The organism is Clostridium ragsdalei P11, assembly GCF_001675165.1.
Classification (GTDB): domain Bacteria; phylum Bacillota; class Clostridia; order Clostridiales; family Clostridiaceae; genus Clostridium_B; species Clostridium_B ragsdalei.
In genome coordinates this window covers 1-19,394 of the sequence record NZ_LROS01000002.1, presented here as the reverse complement: position 1 = coordinate 19,394, position 19,394 = coordinate 1, and the positions used below count along the sequence as shown (strand labels likewise).

Below are 19,394 nucleotides of genomic sequence, written 5' to 3'. Positions count from 1 at the left end.
TCTCTTTAGAGTTTCTGTTTCTCCTACTAAGTTTAGATGAATTATCTAGGGGCGTAGCTACTGTTATCTCCCACTTTGATAGAAAAGCAGATATCCCAAATCTTCGATTTGGTGATAGTCGCTTTCACAGAGTGCGTTGGAGTGTTACAGTAGGTAGCCATCAGATAACAATATAGCAATCTATTATTTTCTATTTTTATACTTTTGGAGAGCATAATTCAATTTTAAAAAGCTTAAACTCATATTTTTTAAATCATCATTATTCAGCTCCGAAAGTGATTCTGCCAAAAATCTAGATTTTACTTCGCTCATTTTTTTTAGGAATTGTTTTCCTTTATCTGTCAAAGATATCATAACTACCCGCCTGTTGTCTTCTGGTCTAAATCTATTTATAAATTGGCTTTCAACTAATTTATTGCTTAAATTTGTAACAGCTGAAGGAGTTATTCCAAGTTTTTCAGCAAGTTCACTAACTTTGTAGGATTCACTTTCTTCAAGTAAATATAAAAGGAACAGCTGCGAAATAGAAAGTTTTTCTTCATAATTTATCTCATTCATTATAGATCTACTTATGATAACAAAATCATATAATCCTTTTTTTATATCTTCAATAAGCGATAATTTATCTTTTTCACAGTTCATTAAAATTCTCCTTTACTACCCTACATAATATTTAAAGTTTAAAGTTTAAACACTTTAAACCTTAAATATTTCATACATATATGAATACATAATGTAAATTATATATTTATATTTTATAAATATCAATAATTTATTAACAAATTTAATATAATATTAAGAAAAATACTCCAGGTATACTTTCTGGAGTATTTTTTCTAATATTACTATCTATATGAATTTTGCCTTAATATTCTCTCCTACAACTTAGGTTTAAATGTATGCAAAATATATTATATCAATATGATACCACCTAATGATTCTTTCTAATTCTTTAGTGCCTTAAGTACTGCCAGTTTTGCCATATTAAATATGGAATTTCTCTCCTCAACTATCGTTATTTCTTCTTCTATATATTTTCCATCTTCGCTTGATTTAAAAAGAGATGCTACATTTCTTTTAAAGGAATTATCCATTAAATTCTTTAATATGTGCTTTGTATCCTCTTTAGGATATAAATTTTCACACAATTTCTCTATTATATGATCAACCTTTAAAACATATTTGTCCTTTAGTATTTTCTTCTTCTTTATATTATTCAGTGCCAGGATAGACATCTCTAGAATATCATCTCTCACATTAAAATCAACCTGATCATAACTGTCACATATAAAAGTTGCAGCTTTATTTAATTGATTTGTATATATGTCTATGTTTTCCCTTCCTATTATAAATGCCAGCATTACCATGGAAGTAGTCTCTATTTTATCCTCTAAATTGCTATCTTCATAATCTACAAAAGCTCCATCTGCAAATTGATTTTTAGCTATTATTCGTATAAGCTTTTCTCTAGTATACTTTTTATCCAAATATAAATTGTCACTGTCATATTCTTTCTCTTCTTTATCATTTGTAAAACTTCTATATAAGAACCCACTTTCTAAGTTTTCATCTATTTTTTCACCTAAAGTGCTTTCATTTACTTTTATTGGAATTATATTTTTAAGCTGAATGCCAAGTACTGGTTCTTCTCTTAATTCCATCAATATAAAAGTAGTTTCAGGACTTATGAAGCCACTTTTTTTAGAAAGTTCTATTAACTTTCTTTTCATTTCTTCTTTCTCTTGTCCCCTCTGTGCTTTCATATTCATTTCTAAAGATTTCATCTTTTTTCTAGCCCAAACCTTTCTAAGTAAGCTGGCATTTTCCTCTGTTCTAAAATTGTCAATATCTATCCTTCTCAAATATTCTTTTCCATCCACATACCCTTTTAAAGTTATTCGTCCCTCTACTTCCCCAGTAACACTTGCAAATATAGAAAAAGGCTCTCTATCATACATATATTCAATAGTCCTTGGATAAGTAGAGTTAACTTGTAACCTTCCCCAATCTATATCTATACCATCTACCTGAGGACTTTGTATTCTATTAAACTGCCTTAAAATCACATCTTCAATTCTTTGACCTATATCTATAAATTCTGCTTTTCCATAACTTTCATGGGCTAACTTATTCAAAAAATAATTATTTGCACAAGAATCTATTCCAAAAGTAAATATTCTATTATCCCCAATATTTTCATTCACATAGGAAAGTATTTTTTCCTCATCCTCTACCGAATCATCTGTAAAAAGGAGTATAGTATTTTCAGATCCTTCATTTTCAAGGCTGTATTTTATCCCTCCAAATATATCCGCATCTTTTTCCGTTTTTAAACTATCTATCCACTTAGATGCTTCTCTTAGTGAATCTGCATTAAACTCTATCAGTCCATTTTGAGAAAAGCTAATTAGTTTATTCCCCAAGGCTATCATGTCAAAGGTATCTCCTTTTGATAGATTTCTTATACAAAGTTGAAGTGCATTTTTAGCTTGTTCTAACTTTTCACCTTTCATCGTATCTGAAATATCAATTAAAAATACATAATGTTCTGTAATATCTTCTTCATAGGGGTCAAGTTTAGGAATCATTCTCATATAAACTATCCCTTTTTCCTCATCATTTTCCTTATACTCATATATCATTCCATCTGCTTCTAAGGTTTCTCTTTCCCTCATAAACAATATAAAATCTTTCTCTGTTAAATAGTAGTTTTCTTCTAAGCTTATTTTAGCTACTGTATCACCTTCCCTCTCCACCTTTATATTATGGTAGGGACACCTAAAATCAACTTTACTCAAGGATTCCACTATTATGTTTACCTTAAATTCAAAGTTCTCTTCCTTAGTTTTTCTTATACCTAATTTATTTACCAGGTTATCCTTTAGTTCTTCAATTTTAGATCTGTTTCTTATTATCTTAGGTTGTGAAATTGCAGGTATTGTAAGTTTAAATGTACTATCTTTATAATCTAGTTCCTCTATGTAGGAAAGTTTTATTTTAACAGTTTCTCCGGAAATTATTTTTCCTATGCTTATTTTAAATAAGTGGGGACTGAATTCTTCTAAGGAAAAAGTGCTGTCTCCTCTAAGCTTTGCATTTTCATAAATCTGAAGTGCCTTATCTTTTTCTTCAACTACTGCCTTTAAAGTTCTTCCACCTATTTCTGCTTCAAAACCAGATATTATAGCTGCAGCTGGAAGCGGGAAAATGTAAACTCCTTCTATATTTTCATTGCTGCAATTTTGATAAATCTGATTTATAAATATCTCACCATACCCTGCACATAAATTTCCATTAATATTAACTTTTTTTAATAAAATTCCCTCATCAATTTTAGTATCTCTATTAGCATAAGATAACATATATCCTGACCTCCTTTTCAATTTCACTTTATCTACAAAAATACATATTAAATATTATTTTCCATTAAAAATAATTACTAACTATATATTTACCACATCTTAATAATATATTCATACTAAAAATATCTATTTTGTATTATTATATCATATATATGGTAAATTATTTTAAATAAAATTACCTCTGACCTTAGTTTTAATTCTAAAATCAGAGGTAATTACTTAAACTTTGCTATTTCTAATTATTTGTGCATTTTCAAGAGCTGCATAGTGGGTATATCCACTTATATGAAGAGGAGTATCGCCAAGTTCTGGATCTACATGCATATCTCCAAGACATGGATAACTGTGCCAAAATTTTGCCACAGATTTTTTTGCTTCCTCTCCTAACTTTTTTCCCAGAAGATGTCTTGCAATATTGTACCCATTTCCACAAGGTGCGGATATTATAACTTCTGCTTTTTCTATTACATCTTCATCATTTACATAAAGTCTAAATTGGGGCTTTCCTATTTTAAAGAAATCAATAAATTCATTTATGAGAGGAAATTTTCCATATTTCAATGTGCAAAAAGGTTTAGGAAAAGCATACTGTAGATTATATTTTTCACATTCCTCAATAAGTTTTTCCCTTGTCCATTTTGATACCCAGCTTCTACTTTCACAGGGAACTATTATAGCCTTTCCACCACTTTCGGCTATAATCTTTGGCAATTCAATTATTATATCTTCATGTACTCCTATAATTACAGCTGTATCATGCTTCTTAAATTTTTGTGGCAAATACTTTAATGGATTATCTTCAAATAATTCATATATATCTGGAAGTTCAATTACTTCACTTACACTCTTTTTAAAATTCAACTCATATTTTCCTCTACACCAAACACATTTCTTACCACATACAGTACAAGCTTCCTTGTAATTTTTTATATGTGGTATAAATTTTGTACCTGCAAATCTGCTGTCAGTTTTTGTGTAAAATTCATTTTCAGGCAACTTTCCACTCTTTTTTGAACAAACTATAAGTATTTTCAACCTTTTTCCCCCCTATATAAAAGATACAAATATAACTTACCCAATTAATATGATACATTACTCTATATAAATTATCTGTAACAGTTGTTACGCTTTTATATATTTTTTATTTGCAAAATATATATTGTAGGTAGTATAATAAAAATATATTATATTGTAGAAATCTATTTTATAGGTGATGGAGCTCACCTTTAATTGCTTATAGCTGATAGCCCCTACTTTAATCAAAAAGTAGGAGCATTTTTTGTAGTCAAATTCACAGGAGGTATTAAATTGAAAAAATATATTTACATAGGAATAGGTGGTTTTTTAGGTGCAATTTTAAGATTTGCATTGGAAAATGTAAAAGTAAGTACCTATTTAAGCTTAATTCCTATAAATACTTTATTTATAAATATAACAGGAGCCTTTATTCTAGCTTTCGTAACCACTGCTGCTGTTTATACTTCAGTTGTATCTTCAAATATAAAGTTAGGAATATGTACGGGATTTGCAGGGGCTTATACTACCTTTTCTACCTTATGTAAAGAAACTGTATCACTTATAAATTCAAACCACCTTATATTAGCTGTATGTTATATTTGTATTTCTTTAATTTTGGGACTTGCCTTTGCTTATCTTGGAGAATTTACTTCCATAAAGTTAGTTTCAAAATTGAACCTCAACTACTCTGTTGATTTAAATGAATTAGAGAATAATGATTGTAAAAATAAAGGAAATTCCATTTGAAATATAATATAACAGGAGGACGTAAAAATGAACTTTTTAATAGTTGGAATTGGCGGTATAATTGGAAGCTTAGCTAGATTTTGTCTTGGAAACTTGGTAAATAAAAAATTTAAGTCCCTATTTCCCCTGGGAACTTTTATCATAAATATAACAGGAGCCTTGCTGCTTGGAATACTTAGCAGTTCTCACATTTCTAGAAACTTCTATATTCTTTTGTGTGACGGATTCTTGGGAGCCTATACCACCTTTTCTTCCTTTATGTACGAGGATTTTAAACTTTTTCAATTAAAGTATAAATTACATGGATATACATATGTAATTATGACAACACTAATTGGACTAGCATTCTATGCCCTGGGAACTAGAATAACATACTATGCAGGATTTTAATTAAAAATCCTGAGTTATTGAGATAAAAAAAGCTACTATTGAAAGGTTACAACTTAAATTTCTTAACTATTTCATTAAGATTTTGAGTAAGTTCTGATTGCCATTTTGCAGTCAAAACCACCTGCTGTGTTATTGACTTCGTAGTTTTACTTATCTTTGTTTCCACTAGTTTTGCACTTTCTGATGATTTTTGTATTGTTTCTGACATACTTTGTACAGCTTCACCTACCTGTCCAGTTGTGGCTGTAAGTTCCTCTGACATAGACGCTAACTCTTCTGACATTCTACTTACAAAATCAGAGTCATTGTAGTATTGTTTTCCCATCTTTCCAAACTCCTCAAATTGTGGATCAACGCTTTCATTTATAAATTTTAATACATCACTGCCATTCTCAGAAAGATTTTTAAATGCATTTTGAACTTTTATAATAGTATCTTGTATATTTGTTACTGCTTCTGAAGATTGCTCTGCAAGTGCTCTTACTTCTTCTGCAACTATAGCAAAGCCTTTTCCATGTTCGCCTGCTCTAGCTGCTTCAATAGCTGCATTTAATGCAAGCAGATTTGTCTGCTCAGATATACTCGCTATAGTATCTGCCATAATTTTTATGTTGCCTACAATTTTACCTTCTTCAATTGATTTCAGCATATTCTTTCTCTTTTCTTTATATAAACTTCTTGCTTCTTCTATGCTCTTTGTCCCCTTTTTTTCAACTTGAAGAGCTTTTTCTTTAGATTTACTTGCATTATCACTCCCTTCTGCAGCTTTTTCAGACAGTTCGTTAATACTTGAATTTACTTCCTCAACGGATGCGGTTATTTCTGCAGATATAGCACTTCTTTCTTGAATTCCAGAAGTTATATCTTCCAATGAATCATTTATTGCTTCGGTTTCAAATGCAAGTTTCTCTGCCATTACAGAAAGTTTTTTACTGGATGTATTCAAGTTTTCTGAATTAGTCAATATTATTCTAATAAATTCTTTAATTTTATTCTTAGCTGTAATCAATGCACTCAGTGTTCTACCAAATTCATCTTTTCTGCTAGTTTCATAATCGTTTGAGAAATCAAATTTAGCCATGTTTTCTGCAGTTTTCAGCATATTCATTAATGGAGTATTTATGCTATTTATCATAATCACTCCAACTATAATTGAAATTACTACTCCTAAAAAAAGCAGTAACACCATAACATTATTTTCCCTTATATATATAGAATGGTTGTTCAAATTTGTTGTCTCTGCATCTTTAATATTTGCAGCTATAAGTTTATCAAGATTATCCGTCACTGAATTTTTTAAATCAGTTATTTGCTTTAATTGATTAATTGCCTCATCAAATTTTCCTGAATCAATAGATTTTGTTATATCTTCCCTTAAAATACTATATTCCTGAAGCTGATTTTTTAATGTTAGCCACTGCTGCTTTTCTTCATCACTCATAGATAATCTTTCATAAGATCCTATATATTTTTCATAGGCATTAGCATTATTTTTAATACTCTTTTCCAAATCAGGTTCCTGTAGGGAATTTCTTACATAAACCAAATCTGTAATATCCCCTTCTATTTCTGTCAATACATATTTCATATCAGTCAAAATATAAACACTTTGTAAGTTATTGCTGTACATTTGCTGGGAATTTTTATCTATAGTTTTTGAAGATGTTATATTAACGATACCAGTTAAGCTAATTAGTACAACAATAATGGCAAAGAATAGGGTTAATTTTGTTTTAACCTTTACGTTTTTCAAAAAATTCATTATAACTCCCTCCCTTTTTTCTATTAATTATATTTTTAATCTGGTATAATATAAAGTACCAGTTTTAATATATTTTATGGTATCAGTTATTGGAGGACGTAAATAAATGATTGAAATCATGCCCATTTGGGATTATTCAAAAAACACTCCACTTTATGTGCAATTATATGAATATATCAAAAATGAAATACAAATTGGAACAATTAAACCAGAAACAAAATTACCATCAAAAAGAAAATTAGCAACTTATCTAGGAATTAGCCAAAACACTATTAAAACTGCTTATGAGCAACTATGTGCAGAAGGATATACAGAAAGCAAACCTCGTGTAGGTGTATTTGTAACAAAAATAGAAGATAACTTACTATGCAATCTGCCACTTATTGATAAACATGATAAAAATACAAAGTTTAAGGATAACAACGATAACTTTAAATGCCTAATTGACTTTCGTTCAGGAAATGTTGATTTAAACAATTTTCCATATTCCACATGGAGAAAATTGACAAACAAATGTTTATATTCGGAGCAAAGCAACCTCTTATTAGTAGGTGAACCTCAAGGGGAAAGGTCTCTTCGTAGAGAGATATCTAAATATCTTTTTCAATCAAGAAGTGTTAGATGCACTCCAGAACAAATTATTATTGGAGCAGGTACTCAATATTTAATTATATTGCTATGTATGCTGCTAGGCAAAGATTATCCATATGCAATTGAAAACCCTGGATACAATAGGGTAAGAACCGTTTTTAAAGACCAGGGCATAGATATTCATCCTATCTCAATAGATAAAGATGGTATTTGCATAAACGATTTAAAGAAAAGTTCTGCTAGAGTGGTTTATGTTACACCTTCTCATCAATTTCCCTATGGAATGATTATGCCAATTTCTCGAAGATTAGAATTATTGAAATGGTGTGAAGAAAAAAACGGTTATATAATTGAAGATGATTATGATAGTGAATTTAGATATAAAGGGAAACCAGTTCCTTCTTTACAGGGACTAGACAGAAGTGAAAATGTTATTTATATGGGTACATTTTCAAAATCTCTAATTCCTTCAATTAGAATCAGTTATTTAGTTTTACCCCCCAAATTAATTCGAAAATATCAAGAACATTTTAAAATATACAAACAAACAGTCTCTAGGCTTCATCAAAATACACTCTATATATTTATGAAAGAAGGATATTTATCAAGGCACATAAATAAGATGAGAACATTATATCGTAAGAAACATGAAATACTTCTTTCTGCAATTGACAAGTATATGAAAGGAAAAGTCGAAATTATTGGATCAGAATCAGGACTCCATATTTTATTAAAAGTTAAAAATGGAATGACAGAACATGAATTAATTCAATCTGCTCATAAAATGAAAGTAAAAGTCTATCCAACTTCAATTCATTATGACCAATGTGTATCAAATGAATTTCCTATGATTTTACTCGGTTTTGGTGGTTTGACCGAAATACAAATTGAAGAAGGCATTCAGATATTAAAAAAAGCTTGGCTTATTTAATATCTAATTTACTTCTAGCTGCCATTTCTTAATTTATCGATATGGGTTTTATAGTTTAAAAATTACTTTACTCGCAGAAATATTTTTACAACAATGAGGCACATTTAAGTATTTAACATTTCAAAATTGTAATAAATGTCCAGAGGATAAAGTAATTTTTAACTTGCGAACTCTAATGTAAACTGTCTATAACTCCTCCACCAACAAGGATATCTCCATCATAAAATACTACAGACTGTCCTTTTGTAATAGCTCTTTGGTTTTCATCAAACTCAACCTTAACCCTGTCTTCGTCTATAGCACTTATAAGTGCATCAGCAGGCCTAGCTGAATATCTTATCTTTGCCTGTATCCTCATAGGTTTATCCAATTTTTCAAAAGGCATAAAATTTAGATCCTTTGCAATTAATTTGTTTTTAAAAATATCTTTTTCTCCACCAAGAACAACTTCATTTTTTAGTGGATTTATATCTATGACATACATTGGAATTCCAAATGCTATTCCAAGTCCTTTTCTCTGTCCTATTGTATAGTAAGTAATTCCTCTATGCTTTCCAAGGACTTTACCATGTTTATCTACAAAGTTTCCTTGTTTTACCTTATTGGGAGCAACTCTTTTTATATAGGAACCATGGTCATTATCTGGAATAAAGCATATTTCCTCACTGTCCTTTTTATTGTGAACTGCTAGACCTATCTTCTTGGCTATTTCTCTTATTTGTTCCTTTTTATAAATTCCACAGGGCATCAAAGTATGTTCTAGTTGAAACTGGGTTAAATTATATAATGCATAGGTCTGATCTTTTTTACTGTCCTTTGACTTTTTAAGTACATATCTATCATTTACTTTTTCCACTGTAGCATAATGTCCTGTAGCCACATAATCTGCCCCTAAATCCATAGCTCTTTTTAAAAGTTCATCAAATTTTATGTATTTATTACAAGCTACACAGGGATTTGGAGTTCTTCCCTTTATATATTCATCTATAAAATAATCTATTACACACTTTTTGAACTCATTTCTAAAATTCATAACATAATATGGAATGCCTAGGTTATACGCTACAAGTCTTGCATCATCTACAGCACTTAAAGAACAGCACCCACCTTCCATTCCTTCATAATATTTATCATCCTGCCATACCTGCATTGTAACTCCTATAACTTCATACCCTTGCTCTTTTAAAAGGTATGCTGCAACAGAACTATCAACTCCACCGCTCATACCTACTACTACTTTCTTCTTCATTTTATCACCTATTCTAATCAAAGTATTTTTAATCAATCTTTTATTTGCTGCCATTTTTTATTATTTTCTCTTAATTTTAAAACCGTATTACCTATTTCATTTACAACAAAGTTCACTTCATCTTCTGTAGTATTTGCTCCTATAGTAAGTCTCAATGAACCCTTTGCTGCATCTCTTGATAATCCTATAGCTGTAAGTACATGAGATGGTTCTATTGCCCCTGCTGAGCAGGCGCTTCCGGTAGACACGCATATTCCAGCTCCATCTAAAGCCATGGCCAAAATCTCACCCTCTATAGAATCAAAGGTTATGTTTACGTTGCCTGGCAATCTATTGTTTTTATCACCGTTTAGTTTAGAGCCAGGTATTTTTAAAAGTCCTTCAATTAACTTATCTCTTAAATAACTCAGCCTATTACTTTCACTATCCATATTTTTTACAGCAATTTCAATAGCTTTTCCCATTCCAACTATTCCTGCAATATTTTCCGTTCCTGCTCTTCTTCCCCTTTCCTGTGCTCCACCGTGAATTAAACTATCTATCTTAACTCCTTTTCTTATATAAAGAGCTCCCATACCTTTAGGTCCATAAAATTTATGGGACGCCATAGACAATAAATCTATATTCATAGCTTTAACATCAATTGGTACATTTCCCACTGCTTGAACTGCATCCGTGTGAAACAATATTCCCTTTTTTCTACAAAGACTTCCTATTTCTTTTATAGGTTCTATTGTACCTATTTCATTATTTGCAAACATAGCAGATATAAGTATAGTATTATCTGTTATACTTTTTTCAATTTCACCTAAATTAACTATTCCATATTCATTTACAGGAAGAAAAGTTACTTTAAAGCCATGCTTCTCTAAATACTTACAGGTATTTATAACTGCATGATGTTCTATACCTGTAGTTATTATATGATTGCCTTTACCTGAATTTGCAGATACAATTCCCTTTATAGCCCAGTTGTCAGATTCAGAACCTCCATTTGTAAAAAATATTTCATCTCTATTTGCATTTATGGCATCTGCTATCTTTCCTCTAGCTTCAGTTATAGCCATTTTATTTTTTCTAGATATGTGATAAATAGAGGATGGATTGCCAAAATACTCGGTAAAATATGGACGCATTTCTGCTGCTACTTCTGGTTTTACAAAAGTTGTAGCTGCATAATCCATATAGATTTCTCTTTTCATTATTACCTCTCCTATCAAAGTGTACTTTTTCTGTAGAAATCATAGTGATATACTATAATATACTATATCATATTTTTAAATATTGCTTTTGTCAACCATAGTTAACTGTATAAAAATCTTAAATTATGATATTATAATTTTTATCCGATGACTACCTGCTCTAATACTCCCACTTCTCCAAGTTTACGTTGCGAGCAGCTACGTCCCTGGATAACGATTTTTCCTAAAGGATAACGCCTTCTAAGTGCTAAAGCACTAAGAAGCCTGTTAATAAGCATCAGATGGAGTCAAAACTCCACCTGATGCCAAGAACTCTGTTTATCAAGTATATATATAGGAGGGAATTTAAACTATGGGTTCAAAAATTAAAATTAATATATATGGAAATAAGGATGCAATAATAACTGGTGATCGCTGCAATAACAAACACAGTTCTTGTTCTGGAAAATGTGCAGGTTGTAAATCTACTAATGACAGCAAAACAATACAGGTAAAAACTTTAGACTTATATTACAATCTAGTAAATTTTCTAACTATAAATCATATGAAAGAAAATGTAGATATCCATTTTATAGAATTAGGCACAAGTAATCCTGTAAATAAAGAATCTATAAAAGTAGAGGATACCATAAAAAAAGGATTTGAACCACCTATAACAGTAATCGATGGAATAATAAGATATTATGCTGGTATATCCAATGTCTTAGTCTATAGAGATGTATTGGATTTAATTGAATAAAAGTAATATTTTGAAAAGTTAGAAATTATACAAAATATGTAGACAATAATGGAATTATTTTGTATAATTAAGACAAAGGTAGCAGAGTAAATATTATGCGTAAAGTGTTAGAGAATGGGAGGTTGTCTCTAAACGAAAAGCTTAAATAATTTTACTTTATAATTTAAAGCTTACGATATGATATTGCTTCCGCTGTTACATTAAAGAGATTTTGTACTTACCTCTTTTCTCTTTAATGTGACTACATTAAAGAGAAAAGAGGTGTTTCTATGTAGATTTTTTGCTCTGTGTAAATTAATTTAATATTATAACACTGGGGGTAAAAAGTATGAAAAGTAGAATGAATACAAAATTTCTTGTTACTACCGCTGTTTTTGTTGCAGTTGCAGTTGTTTTGAGATCGTTTTCTATAGCAATAGCTGCAGGTGGCATACTCACTATGAGAATAAGTTTTGATGCCATATGCTATATAATGCCCGGTATCTTATTTGGTCCATTATATGGAGGAATTTCAGGTGGATTAATCGATATTCTTGGCTATATAATAAGACCTATGGGTGGATACATCCCTTTGTTTACTATAACTAATATAGCAGCTGGTATTTTGCCTGCACTTATATGGAGATATATTAAAAATACTAAAGAATATAAAGTAAGAAATTGTTATATTGCTTTCTTTGGATTGCTCTTGGTAGTAGGTTTTTTTAATTTTATCATAATGAAGTTTGCATATCATACTACTTTAGGACAACTACTATCATCTTTAGGTAAAAAGTCCCAATACCTTAGTACCGGGCTTATGTTAATAGGTGCCATAGGCGTTATTATATTCATAATAAATGTATTTATTAAGAAAAGCATGGTAAAATCCTATGATTTTGTAAATAACAATTATTTTAAATTAATAATTGCAATTGGTATATCTGGAGTTTTAATATGCACTATAAATACTTATATATTGCTCATATTTACTCCTGCTCTCATGGCCAAAGGCTTTATGTTCTTATGGGTACCTAGAATAATTGAAGCTCTTCTTATGACTATAGTAAATTCCTATATAACCTGTATGATTATGTACTGTTATAGTTTATTTCAAGGTAGAGTAGTAAAAAAAGCTTAAAATATAAAAGAAATGGGGTCAAGCAAATGACCCCATTTTCTATTTCTCTGTTTACTCTTCTACTAGATCCTCTATAGCTGCTCCTGGAGGTACAATAGGAAATACCTTTTCTTTCCTATCTATATCACATTCTATAATTACAGGTTCGTTTAAGTCAAGAGCTTCCTTTAAACATTTCTCTACCTGGCTATTGTCTTCTATCTTAAAAGTCTTTATACCATACGCTTCTCCAAGTTTCATGAAATCAACATCTGGTCCAAGTTCTGTATTTGAAAACCTCTTACCATAGAACATATCCTGCCATTGATATACCATGCCTAATGCACGATTATTTAAAAGCAATTGTACAATAGGAAGTTTATATTTGGCAACAGTAGCAAGCTCTGTAGAATTCATTTTAAAACTTCCATCCCCTGCTACATTTATTACCTTTTTTCCTGGATTACCCATAGATGCTCCTATAGAAGCTCCAAGTCCGAAACCCATAGTTCCAAGTCCCCCTGAAGATACAAATGTTCTTGGCTTCAAAAATTTAAAATATTGTGCAGTCCAAATTTGATTTTGGCCAACTTCTGTAGTAACTATACAGTCCCCTCCTGTAAGATTATACAAGGTATCCATTATAAACTTAGGACTTAATTTACATTCTTTAAAAGGTTCACGCTGTTCACTTTTCCACTGTTTTATTTTATCCATCCAATCTCTGTGATCAGTCTTTTTTAACTTGCAATTAAGTTTTTGAAGTACCTCTTTCACATCTCCTTTTATTGCCACATCTATATCCACATTTTTACCAAATTCTTTAGGATCAATGTCTATGTGTATTATTCTTGCTTTTGGAGCAAAAGCACTTACCTTGCTTATAACCCTATCGCTAAACCTAGCTCCTATAGCTATTAATAAATCACAATTACTTACTGCATAATTTGAACAGCGGCTTCCATGCATTCCAACCATACCCATATAATATTCATTGTCTCCAGGGAAAGCTCCTATTCCCATAAGTGAACACGTAATTGGTGAATCTATCTTTTCTACAAGTTCCATCAATTCATTTTGAGCCCCTGATGTGACAGTTCCTCCACCTGAATAAATTACAGGTCTCTCACTCCTATTTATCATATCTATTGCTTTATTAAAATTGTCTCCATACTCATCTAAACTAAAATATTTCTTCTCTTTAATTTCATAAAGTTTGCTTCTGGAAGGCTCATATTCAACTTCAGCTGATTGTATGTCTTTAGGTATATCTACTACTACAGGTCCTGGCCTTCCGCTAGCTGCAATTTGAAATGCCTCTCTTACAGTATCAGCTAAATCCTCTACCTTTTCTACAATGCAACTTTTCTTAGTTATGGATGCAGTAATATCTTTAATATTTACTTCTTGAAAAGAATCCTTTCCAAGAAGACTTCTCGCAACCTGTCCTGTAAATACTACAATAGGTACGGAATCCATATAAGCTGTAGCAATTGCTGTAACCGTATTAGTAGCTCCCGGCCCTGATGTTGCAATTACAACTCCTACCTTTCCTGTAGATCTTGCATATCCATCTGCAGCATGAGCAGCCCCTTGTTCATGTGAAGTTGATATGTGAGTTATTTTCCCCTTAGCAGCATATAGTGCATCATAAATAGGTAAAACAGCTCCTCCTGGATATCCGAATACAGTATCTACACCTTGCTCCATCATACATTTTAATAGTACTTCAGCTCCCTTTATTTTCATATCTAAGTCCCCCTTTTATTTATATATTAATCAATTATTTTATCAAATAATATAATAATTTATACTTATTTAGACTAAAAAATAAATTGTTTGTTATTTTTTTCACATACTTATTTATTCTTTTTTTACACTTATTTACTTGTTTAAGTTAAAATCACACTTTTTATATTATATTTATATAATATAAAAAGACCAAACTTCTGCCCTCTGGGGCGAGAAGTTTGGTCCGCGGTACCACCCAATTTTTTACTTAATTCAATTAACGGCTCTACCGGTATAACTTACTTATATTTCAGTTAAACAACTCCAGGGTGATTTTCACTAGCTAATAATTTATGAGCTTTCACCTAACCTCATTCTCTTTGAAATCTTTCACTAATTACTCTTCCCTATCCTAATTTTTACTATCTAATTTTCAATTTAATTACACTTTCACATTTACTATATGTTTTAATAATACTATCTTATTTTTTAAATGTCAATAACTTTTTTAAATTTTTAGAAAATAAATTCAAAAATATATATGAATCCCTAAGCTGCTAAGAAATTAGGCCATGCTATATAAACATGACCTAATAAGCAGAAATTATTTTGCTGCATCTTGTGTACTTGCCAAATCTTCATCGTTCATAACACTGTGATTATTTCCATATGCAAAGTATATTACAAGTCCAATAACAAGCCATACTGCAAATCTTACCAAAGTTACCTTTTGCAGATTGATTATTAAGAAAGCACAAGCTATCATAGCAAAAATAGGTGTAACTGGTGAAAACGGAACTTTAAATGATCTAGGTCTGTCTGGCTCTCTTTTTCTTAAAACTATAACTGATGCAGATACTATTATAAATGCTGCTAGTGTACCTATATTAGTCAATTCAGAAACAACACTTATTGGTGTAAATCCAGCTATTATCATAGTTATAATACCAACAAGTAAAGTACTTTTTACAGGTGTATGGAACCTTTGATTAACCTGTCCAAATACTCTAGGTAAAAGTCCATCCCTTGACATTGCAAACAATACACGAGTTTGACCAAATAACATAACAATTAAAACTGAAGTTAGTCCACAAATTGCACCAACTGAAACTAAAGCTGATCCCCAATTTATTCCTACCTGCTGAAGTGCAAAAGCTACTGGAGCTGCTGTATCTTTAAATTTCAGATATGGAACCATTCCTGTTAATATAGCTGATACTGCAATATATAATACAGTACAAATTATCAAAGATGCTATAATTCCTCTAGGTAAATCCTTCTTTGGATCTTTTACTTCTTCTGCTGCAGTGGAAACTGCATCAAACCCTATATAAGCAAAGAATATTACTGATGCTCCTGAGAAAACTCCCTTCCATCCATAAGGCATAAATGGATGCCAGTTTGCAGGATGAACATGTCTAACGCCTAATACTATAAATAAAAGTACTACTGCTAACTTTATAGCAACTATTATATTATTTGTAGTTGCACTTTGTTTTACACCTGCTACCAATATACCTGTTATTACTACAAGTATAGCTACTGCAGGTAAATTTACTAGTCCGCCTTCAAAAGGTGCTTTTGTAATAATATTTGGAAGTTTTATACCCAAATCCCCTAAAATACTAACAAAATATCCACTCCATCCAATTGCGACTGTACCAACCGAAAAAGCATACTCAAGAATTAAATCCCATCCTATAATCCATGCCCAAAATTCTCCAAGTGCCGCATAACCATAAGTGTATGCACTTCCTGCTACCGGAACCATAGCTGCTATCTCTGCATAACAAAGTGCTGCAAATCCACAAGCAAGCCCTGCTATAATAAATGAAATTACAAGTGCTGGTCCAGAATATTTTGCTGCTGCTATTCCTGTCAGTACAAATATCCCTGTACCTACTATTGCCCCTATACCTAACATAGTAAGTTCGAAAGCTCCCAATGATTTCTCTAAGGAATTCTTTCCCTTAGTTTCTGCCAAAAGACTTTCGATGGGTTTTGTTCTAAAAATATTTTTCATACGTCAATTGCCCCCCTAAATTTAACTAAAAAACAATGCTGTCATTATTATAATGCTATGCCAGTATCATTTCTAAAAATGAATTTATTATTAATAATACCACCATTTTTTATACAATTCAATATGATTTTATGATTTTTACATATATTTTTTTAATGTTTAATAATTTTAGCGGGTGTATATTTATAATTATTTAATATGCATCTATACATTGAAATGTATACTTTTTGTTTATTCAATTATGCAAAATGCATGGATTATACAATTTATTTATGAATTATATTTATCTGAATATTTAAAAAATAAATTTATTTTATACTCTTCTATACAGTTTGTGAATTTTTTATATTCTTTATTAGTTGTATATTGTTTGTATAACAACAGCAAAAACTAGGTATAGTAAATTTACCATACCTAGTTTTTTAGGTGGAGCTAAACTCCACCTAGTATTAAATTTTATACATTTCTTTATATAGCACTTTCATCGACTGAATTATCTCCATTTACAGTGCTGTGTTTATACCCATATGCAAAGTATAATACAAGTCCTATAACAAGCCACACTGCAAATCTTACCAAAGTTATCTTTTGCAGATTGAGTATTAAGAAAGCACAAGCTGCCATAGAAAGAATAGGTGTAACCGGTGAAAAAGGGACTTTGAATGTTCTAGGTCTATCCGGTTCCTTTTTTCTTAAAACTATAACTGATGCAGATACTATTATAAATGCTGCTAGTGTACCTACGTTAGTCAATTCAGAAACAACACCTATTGGTGTAAATCCAGCTACAATCATAGTTATAATACCAACAAGTAAAGTACTTTTTACAGGTGTATGGAACCTTTGATCAACGTGTCCAAATACTCTAGGCAAAAGTCCATCCCTTGACATTGCAAACAATATACGAGTTTGACCAAACATCATAACAATTAGAACTGAAGTCAATCCACAAATTGCACCAACTGAAACTAAAGCTGATCCCCAATTTATTCCTACCTGCTGAAGTGCAAAAGCTACTGGAGCTGCTGTTTCTTTAAATTTCAGATACGGAACCATTCCTGTTAATATAGCTGATACTACAATATATAATACAGTACAAATTATCAAAGATGCTATAATTCCTCTAGGTAAATCCTTCTGCGGATTTCTTACTTCTTCTGCTGCAGTGGAAACTGCATCAAATCCTATATAAGCAAAGAATATTACTGATGCTCCTGAGAAAACTCCTTTCCATCCATAAGGCATAAATGGATGCCAATTTGCTGTATTAACATGGCTAACACCTAATACTATGAATAAAAGTACTACTGCTAACTTTATAGCAACTATTATATTATTTGTAGTTGCGCTTTGTTTTACGCCTGCTACCAATATACCTGTTATTACTACAAGTATAGCTACTGCAGGTAAGTTTATTAGTCCGCCTTCAAAAGGTGCTTTTGTAATAGCTGTCGGAAGTTTTAGGCCCAAATCAGCTACAATACTAGTAAAATAGCCGCTCCATCCAATTGCAACTGTACCAATTGCAAAAGCATATTCAAGAATTAAGTCCCATCCTATAATCCACGCCCAAAATTCTCCAAGTGCCGCATAACCATAAGTGTATGCACTTCCTGCTACCGGAACCATAGCTGCTATCTCTGCATAGCAAAGTGCTGCAAATCCACAAGCAAGTCCTGCTATAATAAATGAGATTACAAGTGCTGGCCCAGAATAATTTGCTGCTGCTATTCCTGTTAATACAAATATACCCGTACCTATAATTGCGCCTATGCCTAGCATAGTAAGTTCAAAAGAGCCTAATACTTTGGATAAACCATCCTTTCCTTTAGTCTCTGCTAAAAGACTTTCAATGGGTTTGGTTCTAAAAATATTTTTCATACAGTATCTCCCCCTTATAAATAAAATAAATAATAAATTATTCTTAAAATGAATATTTTATTAATCATATCATCATTTTTTGTATAATTCAATATTATTGAATAAAATTATTATAAAAAATAATAGGTATTTTTTATAACATTATAAAATAATCCTTGTTATTTTATGCTTATTAGAAAATGTGCTTATATTTTTTGAATTGTAATTTTTTACTTTATTCAATAATTTCTCTGGCATCTATTATATAATTCCTCATTTTAATTCAACTTATACATGAAAATCTCTTAACTATTAATTCATAAAGTGTGCTAAAAATTAATAGTTATAGATGATTTTCCTCCGTTAAAATTATAGGACTTAACTTTCACAATTTGATTAGTTGAGAATTGAGTATGGAAAGTGGAGAGTTAATGTGGATTTTTTCCGTTATACTATAAAAAATCTTTAATTAAATTTTTGAAGACTCGTTTCACTAAAGTGAAACATTGCTGGCTCATATAAGTTTAAAGATTTTTTGCGATAGCTAAAAATCAACCTTCACTCTCGGATTGGCCCCCGCAAATGGGAATAATTCATTCAAATACTAGCTAATTCTTAAAATTTCATTTTTGATATGGTGCTGATTTTCAGTACCATATCAATTATTATAATCTCACAACTAAGCTATCTT

At 30.8% G+C, this 19,394-nt stretch carries 14 protein-coding genes, 2 riboswitches and 1 other annotated feature; of the genes, 5 read left to right on the top strand and 9 right to left on the bottom strand.

The genetic code is table 11. From position 1 onward, the window contains the following. Nucleotides 1-183: 183 nt before the first annotated feature. The 3 genes from CLRAG_RS00705 to CLRAG_RS00695 all read right to left on the bottom strand — a co-directional run bounded on the left by CLRAG_RS00705 (nucleotide 184) and on the right by CLRAG_RS00695 (nucleotide 4,397). Nucleotides 184-642 (bottom strand): MarR family transcriptional regulator, encoded by a 459-nt coding sequence (locus CLRAG_RS00705; protein WP_065076604.1) that lies wholly within the window; start codon nucleotides 640-642, stop codon nucleotides 184-186. A gap of 302 nt (nucleotides 643-944) precedes the next feature. Continuing rightward, entirely contained in the window at nucleotides 945-3,362 is a 2,418-nt protein-coding gene (locus tag CLRAG_RS00700) for a VIT and vWA domain-containing protein (protein ID WP_065076603.1), read from the bottom strand. Between the two features lie 219 nt (nucleotides 3,363-3,581). Beyond that, on the bottom strand, nucleotides 3,582-4,397 hold the full coding sequence (locus CLRAG_RS00695) for a DUF166 domain-containing protein (protein WP_065076602.1): 816 nt from the start codon (nucleotides 4,395-4,397) through the stop codon (nucleotides 3,582-3,584). Between the two features lie 165 nt (nucleotides 4,398-4,562). Beyond that, nucleotides 4,563-4,622, top strand: a riboswitch (Fluoride riboswitch). 48 nt (nucleotides 4,623-4,670) lie between these two features. On the opposite strand from CLRAG_RS00695, the gene crcB (CLRAG_RS00690) reads away from it, so the two are divergent. Both crcB (CLRAG_RS00690) and crcB (CLRAG_RS00685) read left to right on the top strand, forming a co-directional pair. Then, nucleotides 4,671-5,126, top strand: a complete 456-nt coding sequence (gene crcB, locus CLRAG_RS00690) for a fluoride efflux transporter CrcB (protein WP_065076601.1) — start codon at nucleotides 4,671-4,673, stop codon at nucleotides 5,124-5,126. A 27-nt stretch (nucleotides 5,127-5,153) separates the two neighbouring features. Beyond that, a complete protein-coding gene (gene crcB, locus CLRAG_RS00685; protein ID WP_063602394.1) occupies nucleotides 5,154-5,516 on the top strand; it encodes a fluoride efflux transporter CrcB in 363 nt (120 codons plus the stop codon). A 46-nt stretch (nucleotides 5,517-5,562) separates the two neighbouring features. Here the strand turns inward: crcB (CLRAG_RS00685) and CLRAG_RS00680 are convergent, their stop codons facing one another. After that, nucleotides 5,563-7,278 carry a methyl-accepting chemotaxis protein gene (locus CLRAG_RS00680; RefSeq protein ID WP_065076600.1) on the bottom strand — a complete coding sequence of 572 codons (1,716 nt, stop codon included), beginning with the start codon at nucleotides 7,276-7,278 and terminating at the stop codon, nucleotides 5,563-5,565. 106 nt (nucleotides 7,279-7,384) lie between these two features. Between CLRAG_RS00680 and pdxR the strand changes: the two genes are divergently transcribed. Further along, nucleotides 7,385-8,800, top strand: coding sequence for a MocR-like pyridoxine biosynthesis transcription factor PdxR (gene pdxR / locus CLRAG_RS00675; RefSeq protein WP_065076599.1), 1,416 nt, complete (start codon nucleotides 7,385-7,387; stop codon nucleotides 8,798-8,800). Between the two features lie 172 nt (nucleotides 8,801-8,972). Here pdxR and mnmA read toward each other — a convergent pair whose 3' ends face one another. Next, on the bottom strand, nucleotides 8,973-10,049 hold the full coding sequence (mnmA, locus tag CLRAG_RS00670; RefSeq protein ID WP_065076671.1) for a tRNA 2-thiouridine(34) synthase MnmA: 1,077 nt from the start codon (nucleotides 10,047-10,049) through the stop codon (nucleotides 8,973-8,975). Between the two features lie 32 nt (nucleotides 10,050-10,081). Continuing rightward, nucleotides 10,082-11,251, bottom strand: a complete 1,170-nt coding sequence (gene nifS / locus CLRAG_RS00665; protein WP_065076598.1) for a cysteine desulfurase NifS — start codon at nucleotides 11,249-11,251, stop codon at nucleotides 10,082-10,084. Nucleotides 11,252-11,603: 352 nt separating this feature from the next. On the opposite strand from nifS, the gene CLRAG_RS00660 reads away from it, so the two are divergent. Both CLRAG_RS00660 and CLRAG_RS00655 read left to right on the top strand, forming a co-directional pair. After that, entirely contained in the window at nucleotides 11,604-11,990 is a 387-nt protein-coding gene (locus CLRAG_RS00660; protein ID WP_065076597.1) for a hypothetical protein, read from the top strand. Nucleotides 11,991-12,070: 80 nt separating this feature from the next. Beyond that, a riboswitch (THF riboswitch) is annotated at nucleotides 12,071-12,187 on the top strand. A 131-nt stretch (nucleotides 12,188-12,318) separates the two neighbouring features. After that, nucleotides 12,319-13,110 (top strand): ECF transporter S component, encoded by a 792-nt coding sequence (locus CLRAG_RS00655; protein WP_065076596.1) that lies wholly within the window; start codon nucleotides 12,319-12,321, stop codon nucleotides 13,108-13,110. A gap of 51 nt (nucleotides 13,111-13,161) precedes the next feature. Here the strand turns inward: CLRAG_RS00655 and ilvB are convergent, their stop codons facing one another. The 3 genes from ilvB to CLRAG_RS00640 form a co-directional block, all read right to left on the bottom strand. Further along, nucleotides 13,162-14,838, bottom strand: a complete 1,677-nt coding sequence (gene ilvB, locus CLRAG_RS00650; RefSeq protein ID WP_065076595.1) for a biosynthetic-type acetolactate synthase large subunit — start codon at nucleotides 14,836-14,838, stop codon at nucleotides 13,162-13,164. 205 nt (nucleotides 14,839-15,043) lie between these two features. Continuing rightward, nucleotides 15,044-15,243: a binding site (T-box leader), on the bottom strand. 181 nt (nucleotides 15,244-15,424) lie between these two features. After that, the gene (locus CLRAG_RS00645) at nucleotides 15,425-16,843 is read right to left on the bottom strand and encodes a branched-chain amino acid transporter BcaP (RefSeq protein WP_065076594.1); all 1,419 of its coding nucleotides are present in this window, start codon (nucleotides 16,841-16,843) and stop codon (nucleotides 15,425-15,427) included. Between the two features lie 468 nt (nucleotides 16,844-17,311). Then, nucleotides 17,312-18,724 carry a branched-chain amino acid transporter BcaP gene (locus CLRAG_RS00640; RefSeq protein WP_065076593.1) on the bottom strand — a complete coding sequence of 471 codons (1,413 nt, stop codon included), beginning with the start codon at nucleotides 18,722-18,724 and terminating at the stop codon, nucleotides 17,312-17,314. Nucleotides 18,725-19,394 lie beyond the last annotated feature (670 nt).